The 14,596-nt window shown below is 50.2% G+C and carries 13 protein-coding genes, 1 tRNA gene and 1 other annotated feature; all 14 genes read left to right on the top strand.

Annotated elements, in window-relative coordinates:
- Positions 1–37 precede the first annotated feature (37 nt).
- A complete protein-coding gene (locus BN162_RS03175; protein WP_020223623.1) occupies positions 38–241 on the top strand; it encodes a helix-turn-helix domain-containing protein in 204 nt (67 codons plus the stop codon).
- Positions 242–300: 59 nt separating this feature from the next.
- Positions 301–1,314: a M15 family metallopeptidase gene (locus BN162_RS17660; RefSeq protein ID WP_020223622.1), complete on the top strand. Its 1,014-nt coding sequence runs from the start codon at positions 301–303 to the stop codon at positions 1,312–1,314.
- Entirely contained in the window at positions 1,311–2,045 is a 735-nt protein-coding gene (locus tag BN162_RS17655; protein ID WP_020223621.1) for a glutamate racemase, read from the top strand. Before BN162_RS17660 ends, BN162_RS17655 begins: the two co-directional genes overlap by 4 nt.
- A 163-nt stretch (positions 2,046–2,208) precedes the next feature.
- The gene (locus tag BN162_RS03160; RefSeq protein ID WP_020223620.1) at positions 2,209–3,195 is read left to right on the top strand and encodes a GerMN domain-containing protein; all 987 of its coding nucleotides are present in this window, start codon (positions 2,209–2,211) and stop codon (positions 3,193–3,195) included.
- A gap of 40 nt (positions 3,196–3,235) precedes the next feature.
- Positions 3,236–3,703 (top strand): metallophosphoesterase family protein, encoded by a 468-nt coding sequence (locus tag BN162_RS03155; RefSeq protein WP_020223619.1) that lies wholly within the window; start codon positions 3,236–3,238, stop codon positions 3,701–3,703.
- 100 nt (positions 3,704–3,803) lie between these two features.
- Positions 3,804–3,880, top strand: a tRNA-Arg gene (locus BN162_RS03150).
- Between the two features lie 139 nt (positions 3,881–4,019).
- A complete protein-coding gene (locus BN162_RS03145; RefSeq protein WP_020223618.1) occupies positions 4,020–4,751 on the top strand; it encodes a hypothetical protein in 732 nt (243 codons plus the stop codon).
- 58 nt (positions 4,752–4,809) lie between these two features.
- Positions 4,810–6,084 (top strand): trigger factor, encoded by a 1,275-nt coding sequence (tig, locus tag BN162_RS03140; protein ID WP_020223617.1) that lies wholly within the window; start codon positions 4,810–4,812, stop codon positions 6,082–6,084.
- A gap of 60 nt (positions 6,085–6,144) precedes the next feature.
- On the top strand, positions 6,145–8,463 hold the full coding sequence (gene lon, locus BN162_RS03135; protein WP_020223616.1) for an endopeptidase La: 2,319 nt from the start codon (positions 6,145–6,147) through the stop codon (positions 8,461–8,463).
- Positions 8,464–9,066, top strand: a complete 603-nt coding sequence (yihA, locus tag BN162_RS03130; protein WP_020223615.1) for a ribosome biogenesis GTP-binding protein YihA/YsxC — start codon at positions 8,464–8,466, stop codon at positions 9,064–9,066.
- A gap of 75 nt (positions 9,067–9,141) precedes the next feature.
- Positions 9,142–9,891: a LysM peptidoglycan-binding domain-containing protein gene (locus BN162_RS03125; protein WP_020223614.1), complete on the top strand. Its 750-nt coding sequence runs from the start codon at positions 9,142–9,144 to the stop codon at positions 9,889–9,891.
- 162 nt (positions 9,892–10,053) lie between these two features.
- Positions 10,054–10,728 (top strand): DJ-1/PfpI family protein, encoded by a 675-nt coding sequence (locus tag BN162_RS03120; RefSeq protein WP_020223613.1) that lies wholly within the window; start codon positions 10,054–10,056, stop codon positions 10,726–10,728.
- Between the two features lie 118 nt (positions 10,729–10,846).
- Positions 10,847–11,055 (top strand) — a binding site (T-box leader).
- A gap of 55 nt (positions 11,056–11,110) precedes the next feature.
- A complete protein-coding gene (locus tag BN162_RS03115; protein ID WP_020223611.1) occupies positions 11,111–13,720 on the top strand; it encodes a valine--tRNA ligase in 2,610 nt (869 codons plus the stop codon).
- A gap of 288 nt (positions 13,721–14,008) precedes the next feature.
- Positions 14,009–14,554, top strand: coding sequence for a dihydrofolate reductase family protein (locus tag BN162_RS03110; protein ID WP_020223610.1), 546 nt, complete (start codon positions 14,009–14,011; stop codon positions 14,552–14,554).
- The last annotated feature ends 42 nt before the right edge of the window (positions 14,555–14,596 follow it).

Here is a 14,596-nt window from a genome sequence, read left to right as displayed (position 1 = left end):
TGCATACTATGGTTTAGAAACCAAGAGGAGGACTGGAATGAAAAAGATTCTGACCCGGCGGGAAAAGGAAGTCTTTGATCTGTTGGTCAGCAATTACGATACGAAAGAGATCAGTGAAAAGCTGAACATCAGTGAGAAAACCGTCCGCAACCACATCTCCAACGTGATCCTGAAGCTGGCCGTCAAAGGTCGGGCGCAGGCTGTCGTGGAGCTGATCCGATGCCGCGAAATTGAAATCTAGCCCCCAAGAGGGGGCTATTCTTTTGGATTTATGTTATACTAAGACATGAGGTGGTTTTTTTGAAAATCAAACGCTTGCTTTTTGTCGCAGCCGTCGCTGTGCTGTGCGCCGGTTGTTTAATCGTGATGAATATCCGCTATGACCGGCTTTCCCGCTATCCGTACCAGGATCCGGAAAGCCGGGAGCTGATCGATGAATACTTAAGCGATGCGGATATCGAATATATCATTGAATATTCGATCGCCCCTTCGACCTTTGTGCCGTATATTCAGGCGGAACGGTTCAGTGTTTATCATGCCCCGGAATACAATTACATGGAAGAAGCGTTTTCTTACCGCAACTATGCCCCGGTGGCAATCGTAAACATGGTGGAGGAAACCCGCGATCAGATTGCCGTGCAGGATCTGGCTCAGCTGATGCTTGTTTACAGCTATGAAGAAGTGAAAGACTGGCTGGACCGCGGCGATCCATATTACCGCAGCGCTTCGCTTGTGCTTGATCCTTCAGCCTTAGACACGCTGGTGGATGATGATCATACGATCGCTACGCATGTGCCGCTGCATCTGCAGGCACTGACGGATATCCCGCAGCTGACGGTGGAGCTTGACGGCGAGGAAAAGCCGATCCTTGTGGATGAGCGGATTCAGTATCCTTTAAAACAGCTGTGTGAAGCGGCGGAGGCGGAAGTCAGCAGCCGTGCCTGCGGCGGGTTAATAGTAACTGAAGGTTATGTCAGTTATCAAAAACAGGAAGAGCTGTTTAAGCTGGCAAAAGAACAGTATGGTTCTTCAGCCATTCTGTATGTCGATTATCCCGGACACAGTGAACATCAGCTAGGCTTAGCTGTGGATTTCGCCGCGACCGGCAAGAATGCGGAGGATTTCAGTACGACGCCCCAATCGCAATGGCTGCAGGAAAATGCCTGGCGGTTCGGGTTTGTCCAGTCGTACACCGAAGACAAAGTGACCGAGACCAACAAACTGGCCCGGCCTGAGCATTACCGCTATGTCGGTCTGGCTCTGGCGCAGCAGCTGGTCGAGGCACATCATACATTGAAAGAGGGGACAGAATGATCGGTGTTTTTGATTCAGGCATCGGCGGACTGCGGTTATTGGATCAGCTGCGTCAGCGCTGGGGGCAGGAAGATTTCATCTACCTGGCAGATCAGGCGCACGTTCCCTATGGTTCGCTCGACCGCGATACCCTGCTGGAGCTTCTGCAGCAGAATCTGAGATGGCTGGAAGATCAGGGCGCAAAGACGATTGTCGTGGCCTGCAATACCGCCAGTGCAACCGGAATTGCCCGTAGGTATATCGGACAGGCGCAGGTGATTGAGATTATTTCCAAAACCTGTGAACTGATTCCCGAGTCTGCCCGGAAAATTCTTGTTTTGGCCACGCCGTTCACCGTTCAGTCGCACCGCTATAAACAAGTGCTGGCTCAGCAGCGTCCGCAGGCGGAAGTCACAGAGGTCGGGTTGAGCTGTCTGGCGTTTATGATTGAACATCTGTGCCCAAAGCAGGAAATCTTGGCTTATCTTCAAGGTGAGCTCAGAGCCTATCGTGGGCAATATGACGCGGCGGTGCTGGCCTGTACGCATTTTCCCTTTGCCCGCGAGCAGTTTGCGGAGGTCCTGCAGATACCGCTGATCGATTCGGAAAGCATTGCGTTAGAAGCACCAAAGAAAGCGGGTCAGGGAACTCTGCGGATCGTGACGACCGGCAGCGGGGAACAGTTAAGCCGGCAGCTGCATCAATTAATGCGTTGGGATACAGTTTGCGAACATGTTCAAATCGAAAAATAAGAAAACAGTGGATGGATGAACAATCCGCTTTCCTGCCGATCGAAGAATAGGGAAACCTGTTCTTTTTTTCTGCCGCTCCGGCTTCATAATCCGGTATTTCAATTTGTCCTGGGCATCATTTCCTGAAGCAGGCGCGCATACACTGTGACAGGAGGGGATGTTCATGAAAATCAAACCTGAAACTTTGAAGCAGGGCGCAGCCTTGATGTTCGGAGCGGTAGCGCTGGCTGCTTATCTGACCACCGTGCTGTGGCCTTCCCGCCCGCAGTCCATCACGACCGTCAGCGGTCCTGGCGCCAGCGGGGATATGGTCCAAGTCTATTTGCTGGATGAAGATGCAACCCTGATTCCCTATACGCTGGGGATTGAGGAAAACCTGGACTTGAATCAGAAAATCGCCGAGGTGCTGCGGCTAATGACGATCGGCAATGAACCGGTGCAGGGGGTCCGCGGCCTGCTGCCAAACAATGCCCAGCTTGAAAGCTGCTCGCTGCAGGGCAGTCAGCTGTCGCTGTACTTTCCAGAGAATTTTCGCAATTATGATCCCAAAACGGAGATGCGGTTATTGGAAGGGGTGACCTGGGCAGTCACGCAGTTTGATGAGGTCAGCGAGGTGCTGCTTTATCTGGCCGGCGAACCGCTGACGCATATGCCGCAGCTGTCAACCCCGGTGCCGATGCCGTTAAACCGGCAGATCGGAATCAACAATTTTGAAAATACCGTCAACCGTCTGCATGACAGTCATTCCCTAACCGTGTTCTATACCCGCCAGAAAAATGGCATGAGCGTGTATGTGCCGAAGACGCTGCGCATCAGCAATCAGACCAGTCTGCAGGATACCCTGTCTTCCATTCTGTCGGATATCAGCGTGTTCAGTCAGCTGAAACAGCCCTTAGCCCAAACACCGATTGCCGTCTTGGATTGCTCGCTGGATGCGGATTTACTGACAATTAACGTGAACGGCGAGATTCTGGATGAGGAAAAGAAAGTCAATGAAGAGCTGGTTACCAGTTTGCTTTTAAGCATTCAAAGCTCATTGGGCGTCAGTCGCGTAGAACTGCAGGTCGATGGGGTGACGGTGAATCTCAGCGGTGTCAACGATGATCCGATTGACTTAAATTCCTTGATTCTCAACCAAATATTGCTTTAAGGAAGACGGTAAATCTGATATTATTAGTACAGGTGGTAAAATGAAGATAGTAGTGGTCAGTGATAACCACGGTCGGACTGAACCGCTGGAGCAGATTTTAGAGCTCCATCGGGATGCGGATGTGTTTATCCATTGCGGGGACAGCGAGCTGCCGCCGCAGTTTTTACAGGGGTATGTGTGCGTCAGGGGCAACAATGATTTTTATTATGAGTATCCGGAGATGAAGATTTTGGAACTGGAAAATCATCGCATGATGATTGTTCACGGCCATCATCATCTGTATATGGGTCAGCTCGATATGTTGGTCAGCAAAGCGCGGCGGCAAGGCTGCGACTTTGTCTTTTACGGACATACGCATATTTTTTCCAGCCAGCAGCGTGACGGTGTGGTTCTTGTGAACCCGGGCGCGCTGTCCCGCAACCGCGACGGCACCCCGCCGTGTTATGCGGTAATTACGATTGAGGAGGGGGAAATGAACATCGAACGTGTCAACTGGACGCGGTTTTGATGCTCAATGTACGCTGTCAACAAAATATGCCAAAATGACTTGCATTCTTCAACGCTTTTTGATATTATGATTGAGCGTTCAAAACAGTTGAACGAATGCTGTCCCGGTAGCTCAGCTGGATAGAGCATGCGCCTTCTAAGCGCACGGTCAGGGGTTCGAGTCCCTTCCGGGACGCCACTTATAACAGAAATCCTTCAATGAAGGATTTTTTTCTTCCTTGCAGGCAAAAAGCATGCGGGAATGAAGGGCTTGTGTTATAATAGGAACAAACAGAAGAAGGTTTCCTTCTTTTCTTTTTGATAAAGGAGTGATGAAGATGAGCTCGGGATTTTATGCAGAACTGATTGAGGAAATCACAGAGCTGATCGCTCAGGGACGATTCGAGGAAGCTCGGACAAAGGTCGATACGGAACTGGCAATGCCGTATGTGCCTTCCGACATTCTTCCGGTATTGCGCCAGTTTGATCAGCAGCTGCGCGGACTGGCCGCTGAAAACCGCAGGCCTTCTGCCGGCGGGATGAGTCTGGATGAAATTGAAGAAAGCTTGAAAGGCGGGCGCGAGCAGCAGCTCAAGGCTGTCGACGCCATGCACGGGATGAATCTGCGCTCCTGTCTGGATCTTGTGCGGGTCTATTTAAAAACGGATCCGGATCCGCTGGCTTCAGCGCTGCTGATCGATTCGCTGATTGAGCAGCAGATTAATGAGGAGCTGACGCTGAACCGCGATGGAATTCAATATACGTTTATTCCCCGCTACCAAGAAGGGGCCGCGGAAAGCGATGGGTTTCTTGCCGCCCGTTCACAGCTGCGCGAATGGCTGGAAAATGAGAACCCTTCCTTATTTAATCTGTGCGAACAGGTGCTGATCCGTGAGGCTTACCTGGCGCTGCCGCTGGGTTTTGAGGAAGAAGAGGGCGTCTCGCTTGCGGCCAGCTGTGTTCATCTAGTATACTGCAGTATGCAGGATGAGGAAGGATGGCGTCAGTTCGCATCTCAGCAGCAGCTTGAAAATGTCAATTTATTTGATTTAAAAAGCCAATTTATTTGAAATTCAGATAACATTTGTTATAATAGAAAGGCTAGACATAAGGAGGACAAAGAAGTTTATGTCAACTTGGACACTAAAAGAAAAATCAACAGGCGAACTGAAAGTCACCATTGAAGGTGAAAACTGGAAAACGGCTCAGAAAAAAGCTTTTAATAAATTAGCGAAAGAACTGGAAATCCCGGGTTTCAGAAAGGGTTCCGTCCCGGCTGCAATGGCGAAGAAGTATGTACCAGCTCAGAAGATTATGCTGGAAGCTGTCGAGCACTGCGCTCAGGATTTGCTGGATGCCGGCATTGATGAGCACAGCCTGTGGCCGATCTCCCGGCCGGAGCTGAATATTGAAGAAATCAGCGAGGAAGCCGCAACGATGAGCTTTACTTTTGCGGTTAAGCCGGAAGTCAAGCTGGGCGAATACAAGGGTTTAGCTTATGAAGTTGCCGAAACTTCCGTCAGTGAGGAAGAAGTGGATGCTGAATTGAAGCGGATTCAGGAAAACTTTGCCGAACTGGAAGTGAAGGAAGAGGGCGAAGTCGAAAACGGCGATACCGCGGTCATCGACTTTGAAGGCTTTAAAGATGGTGTTGCATTTGAGGGCGGCAAGGGTGAAAATCATCCGCTGGAAATCGGCTCCAACAGCTTCATCCCAGGCTTTGAAGAACAGGTTATCGGCATGAAGAAGGAAGAAACGAAGGACATCAACGTCACGTTCCCGGAAAACTATCAGGCTGCTGAACTGGCGGGTCAGCCGGTTGTCTTCAAAGTAACGGTTCACGAAATCAAAGCCAAAGTTCTGCCGGAGCTGAACGACGATCTGGCGAAGGACGTCAATGCTCCGAATGTGGAAACCATGGAAGACTTAAAAGCGCTGATTCGGAAGAATCAGGAAGAACAGAAGCAGCAGAATGCAGAAAATGAAGCGACCAACAAGCTGATCAGCACGGTTGTGGATGCCTGCGAAGTTGAAATCCCGGAAATCATGATCAAAAATGAAACCGATGATATGATTCAGGATTATGCCAACCGTCTGCAGCAGCAGGGCATTTCCCTGCAGCAGTTCTTCCAGATCACAGGTCAGAGTGAAGAAACGCTGCGTGAACAGATGGCCAAGGACGCTGAAAGCAAAGTGAAGCTGCGCTTGGTTCTGGATGCGGTTGCAACCCAGGAAAACCTGGAAGTCGGCGAGGAAGATATCGATACGGAATACGGTCTGATCGCTTCCCAATACAACATGGAGAAAGACAAGGTAAAAGAATTAATTCCGGCGTCTTCGATCTCTTACGATGTCCGGCTGCGCAAGGCGCTGGACCTGATTAAGGATTCCACAAACAAATAAGACGCTTCGCGTCTTTTTTGACCTTTACAACACGTATTATTTCAGACAAGGAGGGTGTCAATGAACAACGAAAGAATGGAAATCAGTGTTCCGGTCATCGCAACACGAGGAATCATTGTTTTTCCCCAGCAGGATATCATGATTGAGGTCGGCCGGGAAAAGAGCATTCGTGCCGTTGAGGAAGCAGAAGAAAAGTTCGATGGTCATGTCTGGCTCGTCTGCCAGAAAGACATCATGGTTGACAATCCTGCTCCTTCGGATCTCTACGCTTTCGGCACGCTGTGCCGAATCAAAAATATCCGCCGAAAAGAAGGCTTTATGCGGATTACCTTCAGCGGTTTGGAACGGGCTAAGCTTGTTTCCATGCAGGATGAGGGCAGAATGTTTATGGCGACGGTTTTGCCGATTGCGGATGAGGCCGGCGACAATCTTGAAGAGATGGCGCTGATCCGCCGGGTGGCCAAGGAATTTGAAAACATTGCTTCCAGTGCCAATAATTTCCCTCCGGAGATCATCGCGCAGCTGACCAAGGGAGTTTCTGCCCCGACGCTGTCCGACCAGTTTGCCCAGTATTTCCCATTGCCGCTGGAAAAGAAGCAGCTCCTGTTGGAAACACTGAATGTCAACGAACGGCTGATGATGATTATCCAGGAGCTGGAAAAAGAAAAACAGCTGTCCGATATTGAAAACAATATCAATGAAAAGGTGAAAGAGCGGATCGATGAGTCGCAGAAGGAATATTATCTGCGGGAAAAGCTCCGTGCGATTAAAGAAGAACTGGGCGATGTTTCCAATCAGAGCGACGATTCTGAAGAACTGCGCCGGATGATTGAGGAAAATCCATATCCGGAAGCAATCAAGGAAAAAGCCCGTGAAGAACTGGCCCGTTATGAAATGCTGCCGGGAGCTTCCGGGGAAGCCGGGGTTGTCCGAACCTATCTGGATTGGCTCTTAGGCGTTCCATGGTGGCAGGAAACGGAAGATAACGAAGATCTTAAACTGGTGCAGAAGCGCCTGGATGAAGATCATTTCGGACTGGAAAAGGTGAAGGACCGCATCATGGAATATCTGGCAGTCAAGCAGATGACGCAGTCGCTGAATGCGCCGATTCTGTGTCTGGTCGGGCCTCCGGGTGTCGGCAAGACCTCGTTGGCCAAGTCCGTTGCGCGGGCGCTGGACCGCAAGTTTGTCAAAGCGTCGTTAGGCGGCGTGCGGGATGAAGCGGAAATCCGCGGTCATCGCCGGACTTATTTGGGTTCGCTGCCGGGGCGGATCATTCAGGGCATGAAAAAAGCCGGGGTCATTAATCCGGTCTTCCTGATCGATGAAATCGATAAGATGGCCAGTGATTACAAGGGTGATCCTTCCAGTGCGATGCTGGAAGTTTTGGATCCGGAACAGAACAAGCTGTTTTCGGATAACTATCTGGAAGAACCGTATGATCTGTCCAAGGTTATGTTTATTGCGACAGCCAACACGCTGGACAGCATTCCGGCGGCGCTGCGCGACCGCTTGGAAATTATCGAGCTGTCTTCTTATACTGAGGTGGAAAAGGTCAGTATTGCTCAGGAACACCTGATCCGCAAGCAGGCTGAAATCAACGGCTTAAAGCCAAGTCAGTTCAAGCTGAGCGATGCGGAGCTGATTTATTTAATCCGCCATTACACCCGGGAGGCCGGCGTCCGTCAGCTGGAGCGCGTGATCGCTTCACTGTGCCGCAAGAGCGTTCTGACGATCATGAAGGACGGCAAGCGTTCTGTCAAAGTGTCGAAGAAATTAATTCAGGAATGGTTGGGCAAAGAGAAATTTGAATACGGCGTCAAGGAGAAAAAGGATCAGATCGGGGTGGTTACCGGTTTGGCCTACACCTCTTTCGGCGGCGATATCCTGCCGGTTGAAGTCACCTATTTTGACGGTAAGGGCAAGCTGATCGTCACCGGCCAGCTGGGCGATGTTATGAAGGAATCCACCGAGATTGCCTTAGACTATATCAAAAGCCGAGCGGTTGAATACAAGATTGATCCAGCTTTCTTCGATAAGCATGATATTCATATTCATTGTCCGGAAGGAGCTGTGCCGAAGGATGGTCCAAGTGCCGGCGTCACGCTGACTACAGCGTTGGTTTCGGCGATCACCCGGCATCCGGTTCATGCGAATCTGGCGATGACCGGCGAGGTGACGCTGCGCGGCAATGTCTTGCCGATCGGCGGCCTGCGTGAAAAATCGCTGGCTGCGCACCGCAGCGGAATATCCACGGTCATCATTCCGAAGAACAATGTCAAGGATCTTGATGAAGTTCCGGAAACCGTAAAAAATGATATTCACTTCATTCCGGTAGAAACCGTCGATCAGGTGATCCAGGAAGCGTTGGTTCGCTAAATGGAAATTAAAGAAGCTGAACTGGTAGTCAGCGCGCCGTCGAAAGCGCACTGGCCGGAAAGTGAACTGCCGGAAATTGTTTTGGCCGGCCGCAGCAATGTCGGCAAATCTTCATTGATCAATACGTTATGCGGACGCAAGGCGCTGGCGTATGTCGGCAACACGCCGGGTAAGACACGGCTGCTGAATTTCTTTGACATTGATCACCGCTTCATGCTGGTGGATGTGCCGGGCTATGGCTTTGCCAATGCGTCCAAACAGATGCTGATCCAGTTCGGCGAGATGATGGAAGATTATTTTTCCAGCCGTTCGCAGCTGAAAGGTCTGGTTCTGTTAGTGGATCTGCGTCACGCGCCGACCGAGGATGATATCGGGATGGCCGAGTATGCGCGCTATTATGAGATTCCCTTTGCGGTGGTCGCGACCAAGATGGACAAAGTTCCGCGTTCTCAACAAAGCCGACAGATTAAGCTGATTGCTGAAGCTCTGACCTGCAGCCAAGAGGTGATTATTCCCTTTTCGGCGATTACAAAACAAGGCCGGGAAGAACTGATGGAAGCGATCGAAGCGTTATTAGACAACAAGGAGCCTGAATCCGAGTGATTCGGGCTTTTTTCATATTTTAAGGCTTTGGGCATACACTGACATTGAAGCAGGAATGCTGGGGAGGAAACAAGGATGAAACCAATGAAAATTGAGAAACGTCTGGAACTTAGCCGTCCGGTCGATCAAATTCTGCAATGTCAGATCACCAATGAGATTCAATATCACACGGAAACGGACGGTATCCGGGCCTTAGGCTCGTTGTGGGTCAAAGGGCAGGCTGCTGATGAACAAGGTGCTTATGCGCTGAATGAAGAAATCACGCTGGATGTTCTGGCACCAATGGATAAGCTGCAGGATGCCTCACAGTTCCGCATCCGTCTGCATCACTACGACGCCCGCATCGAAGATCGGGATATGATCGTGACGATCTATTTGAATGTCTATGGGATGAAAGAAGAACGAGCTGCGGCAATTTTGGAGTCCGATGCGGAAATTGCACCGGCATCCATTGTTCAGCCTGCACAGACGGAAGTTCAGCACGTAGATCAGGGTGCAAAGCTTGCTTCCGCAGCGATGACAGCGCCGAAGCCAGCGGTTAAGGAAAAGAAAATCGTAGCGGAAGAAGTGTCGGATATGCTAGAGAACACTGAGGTTGAAGAAGAGGCTGAGGAAACTGAACCGCAGGCAGAAGAAGCAGCTGAGATTGAAGACCTTTTTGACGATGCCGAGAATGTCATCGTGACCAGCCGTTATATGCTGGCGCTGGCCAGTGATACCTATGCCGCAATTGCTCAACGTTACGGGGTTAATGAAAAGCAGCTGATCGCTGTCAATCACAACAAGCCGTTAGAGGAAAAAACGCTGGTTCTGCTGCCGCTGTAAGCAAAATCGTTCAAGACAACAACCCCGACTCAGGGGTTTTTCTTCTTTCTTGGATCCCGCTGTGCTGCAATACAACTGAATCGAATCAAAATCAGAGAAAACTTGTGGTTCAGCTGGGGATGTGCTACATTAAAATTAATAATAGGAAAGGGGAGGTGGAAAATGAAGAAAACCGCGGTAATGATCTATCGTGCGTTCTGTATGCAGGAAATCAGCTGTCTGACTGACTGGATGGTGGGATTGGGCAAACCGATGATTGTCTGTGCCGCAGATCGCAATCCAGTGAAAACGGAGGAAGGCTTTACGGTGCTGCCGGATCTTTGTTACGAGGAATTGGATCTTGATGAAATTGATTGTCTGATCCTGCCGGGAATCGCAGAATTTCCGGAAGTCCTGAAAGACCGCAGGCAGCTCGACTTTTTAGCTCGCTTCAAAGATCGATCCGACATTTTGATCGCTGCGATTTCGGTTTCGCCGGTGCTGTTAGGGGCAGCGGGATTATTGGAAAACCGGGCTTACTGCGGTGGGTTCTATCAGGAAGTGCTGGAGGATCTGCCATTTATGCAGAAAGCGAATTTCCGTTTTGAGCCGATTGTTGAACAGGATCACATCATCACTGCTTTCGGCGGGGCTTTCCGCGAATTTGCCTTACTGGTCATGCAACGGTTCGATTTTGATCTGCCAAAGAATACGTTTGGCCCCTTGGAAGAACACTGGTCGAAGGATAAGCTGACCTTTACCATGGAATCTGAGGCGGAGCGTAACTATTGGGAAACAGCTTTGGCGATGCTTAAGCACGAATGTCCGCAGTTCTTTGAGCTGTCCGATAAGGCGTGATTCAGGTTTTAAGAGGCAACTTAGTTAAAACGTAATAATTTGATGTCCCTGATCCATTTCAGTGTGAAAAACTGGGGAATTGGAATTGACAAGCGCCTGCGCAATGTCTATAATAAAGCCATCTACGTTGAACGGAAGAAGTAGCCGCTTTAGGAAATCAGCGAGCTCCCGGAAGGTGAAAGGGAGTCAGAAGAAGCTTGGTGAAAAGTCGTCCGGAAGTTGATTTTCTGAAAGCAAAGTAGGAAAATCCGAAAGCCGTCGTTACCGGTGAAAGCGCATCTTGAAAAAGATGAAGTAAGGTGGTACCGCGCGTAAAGCGTCCTTGTTGCAGGACGCTTTTTTTGTTCAGCGTGTAAAGAATTAAAATAAGGAGGAAGCACTGATGAATAAGGAACTGGCCCCGAAATATAACCATTTGGATGTTGAGCAGGGCTATGACAACTGGATCAAAGAAGGCTATTTTACAGCCGGAGATCAAAGCAAGGATCCTTTCTGTATCGTTATCCCGCCGCCCAATGTTACCGGAAAGCTGCATTTAGGTCATGCCTGGGATACAACGCTGCAGGACATTATCGCCCGTTATCAACGGATGCAGGGAATGGACATGCTGTGGGTTCCGGGCATGGACCATGCCGGTATCGCGACGCAGGCTAAAGTTGACGAGCGGTTAAAAAAGGAAGGCGTTTCCCGCTATGATCTCGGCCGGGAGAAGTTTTTGGAGCGGGCCTGGGACTGGAAGGAAGAATATGCCGGCCATATTCGGCAGCAATGGGCGAAGATGGGATTGTCCTTGGATTACACTCGGGAGCGGTTCACGCTGGATGAAGGTCTGAGCAAAGCCGTAGCCAAGGTTTTCGTCGATTATTACAATGCCGGGCTGATCTATCAGGGCGAGCGGATCATCAACTGGGATCCGGCAGCCAAGACAGCGTTAAGCAACATTGAGGTCATTCATAAGGAAACCGAAGGAGCGATGTATACCTTCAACTACAAGGTTGTTGAAACCGGCGAATGCTTCCAGGTCGCAACGACCCGTCCGGAAACGATGTTTGGAGATGTCTGCGTCGTTGTTCATCCGGAAGATGAACGGTTTAAACATTTGATCGGCCTGCATGCAGTCAACCCGGCCAACGGTGAAGCACTGCCGATTATTGGTGATGATTACATCGATATTGCATTCGGAACGGGAGCGATGAAATGTACCCCGGCGCATGATCCGAATGACTTTGCGATCGCGGAACGTCACCATCTGCCGCGGATCATCTGTATGAATCCGGACGCGACGATGAATGAGCGCTGCGGTGAATTTGAAGGGATGGATCGGTTTGAATGCCGGAAGCAGCTGACCGAGAAAATCCGTCAGGAAGGCAATTTGATTGAGATTGAGAAGCATATCCATCAGGTCGGCTACTCGGAGCGGACCGATGTCATCGTTGAACCGATGCTTTCCAAGCAGTGGTTTGTCAGAATGAAGCCGTTGGCGGAAGATGTTTTGCAGCATCAGCAGAATGCCGATGAGAAAATCAATTTTTACCCGCCGCGCTTTGAAAAGACGTTCACGCAGTGGCTGGAGAACATCGAAGACTGGTGTATTTCACGTCAGCTGTGGTGGGGGCACCGGATTCCAGCTTGGTATCATAAGGAAACCGGAGAAATCTACGTTGGAATTGAAGCGCCGCAGGATATCGAAAACTGGACGCAGGATGAAGATGTCCTGGATACCTGGTTCTCCAGTGCGCTGTGGCCGTTCTCAACGCTGGGCTGGCCGGATGCCACGCCGGATCTGGATCGTTATTATCCTAACGACGTCTTAGTCACCGGGTATGATATCATCTTCTTCTGGGTTGCCCGAATGGCCTTTCAGGCACGGTATTTCACTCATTCCCGGCCATTCAAGGATGTCTTGATCCATGGCCTGATCCGCGATGCCCAAGGCCGGAAAATGTCCAAGTCGCTGGGCAACGGCGTCGATCCGATGGACGTCATTGAAAAGCACGGTGTCGACAGCCTGCGCTTCTTCCTGACGACCAATTCCACACCAGGTCAGGATATGCGCTACATTGAAGAAAAACTGGAAGCTTCCTGGAACTTCATCAATAAAATTTGGAATGCTTCGCGCTTTGTCATGATGAACATGCCGGAGGATTTCACGTTGGAGCAGGTTGATTTAAGCCATCTGTCGATCACGGATACGTGGATTCTCAACCGTTTGAATGAAACGGTAACCTCGGTAACGTCCAACATGGATAAATATGAGTTCGCATTAGTCGGCAATGAATTGTACGGCTTTATCTGGGATGATTTCTGCAGCTGGTATATCGAATTGAGCAAAGCCGGCTTAAACAGCGAGGATGCGTCCGTCAAGCGCGCGACGCAGTCGACGCTGATCGTCTGCCTGCGGGCGATCATCCGTCTGCTTCATCCGTTTATGCCGTTTGTGACCGAAGAAATTTACAGTGTTTTGCCGCATACGGAAAAAGCCTGCTGCCTGGCGGCCTGGCCGACACCGGTCGAAGGTCTGGATTTGAGTCATAATTACGAAGTCGATCAGCTGATTTCGGTCATTAAGACGATTCGTCAGGTTCGGGTTGACTACAATCTGAAGCCGTCCGCACCGCTGGCCATGACGATCAAAAACGCGCAGAATCAGCCGGCCGCCGTCGATGCTCAGATCGCATCAATTTATGAAAAGATGTGCAAGGCCAGCTGGAAAGGGGAACTGGACGGAGAAATGCTTGTTCGTCCAATCCTAGGTGGTTCTCTGAGCATTCCAATGAGCGACGTCGTTGATCTGGAAGAAGAAAAGGCCAAGCTGAAAAAGGAAGCAGACCATCTGAACGCCGAAATCAAGCGTGCGGAGGGCATGCTTTCCAATGAACGCTTTGTTGCCAAGGCGCCGGCTGTAAAGGTTGAAGCCGAACGCAAAAAGCTGGAAACCTATAAGCAGCAGCTGGAAATTGTAGAGACGCGCTTACAGGAAATTGAAAAATAACGCAGAGATGGAATTGTGAAGTTCTGTTTCCGCATGACCCGGTCTTTTGAAGATCGGGTTTTCTGTTTTGCGGCCCTTGTAGATTTTTAGGATTGGTGAATGAAAAGCCGCGAAGCATCAGGAAAAGACAGGAGATCAGGGACTGTCAACTCCAACGTTTAAATCAGAAAAGGGGGAGGATGCTGGCAGCAATTTCTGCTTTGGCTTATTTGAAAAGGAAGCGGTAAAAATCGCTGAACAGGTTAAACTAAACAACAGGAAGTCCAATTAAGAAAGAGGTAAACAAAAATGGATCGGAAAGTTATTTTAAATCTGGCCGTCAGTCTGGATGGATATATCTGTGACTGCGACGGTGGCTTTGAGTGGATCCGCGGTCAGGGTGATCGGTCGCTGGATACGCAGCCGCTTTATGATATTGAGGAGTTTGCCCGTCAGATTGACGTGGTGGTTATGGGCCGAAAAGCCTATGCGGACTGCGGTCTGGATTTTATTAAGGAGGCGGCTGGCAAGCAGTTTTGGGTTGCTTCCTCACAGAAGATCTCACTGGATCCGCCGGCGGTGAGAGTGAGCGGGGATGTTGTGGCTCAGGTTATGGCGCTGAAGCAGCAGCCGGGCAAAGATATTTGGCTGTTTGGCGGAGCCGGTCTTACTCAGCCGTTTATTCAGGCAGATGCCGTCGACGAGTATATCATCGGCATCATTCCGATTTTATTAGGCCGGGGCCGACGGTTGTTTCAGGCCGATTTTGCGTCGATTCCGCTGCATCTGGAACAGACCTGGATTGATGATGGGATTGTGATCCTGCGCTATCGCCGTGAACGAAAATCTGGGTAATTTGGACAAATCGCGGTAACTGTGGGTTTGGCACAGACAAAA

The sequence above is a fragment of the Holdemania massiliensis AP2 genome, assembly GCF_000327285.1.
GTDB lineage: Bacteria > Bacillota_I > Bacilli_A > Erysipelotrichales > Erysipelotrichaceae > Holdemania > Holdemania massiliensis.
Note: the sequence above shows the minus strand (reverse complement) of the source record. Positions and strands in the feature narration are given on the sequence as shown.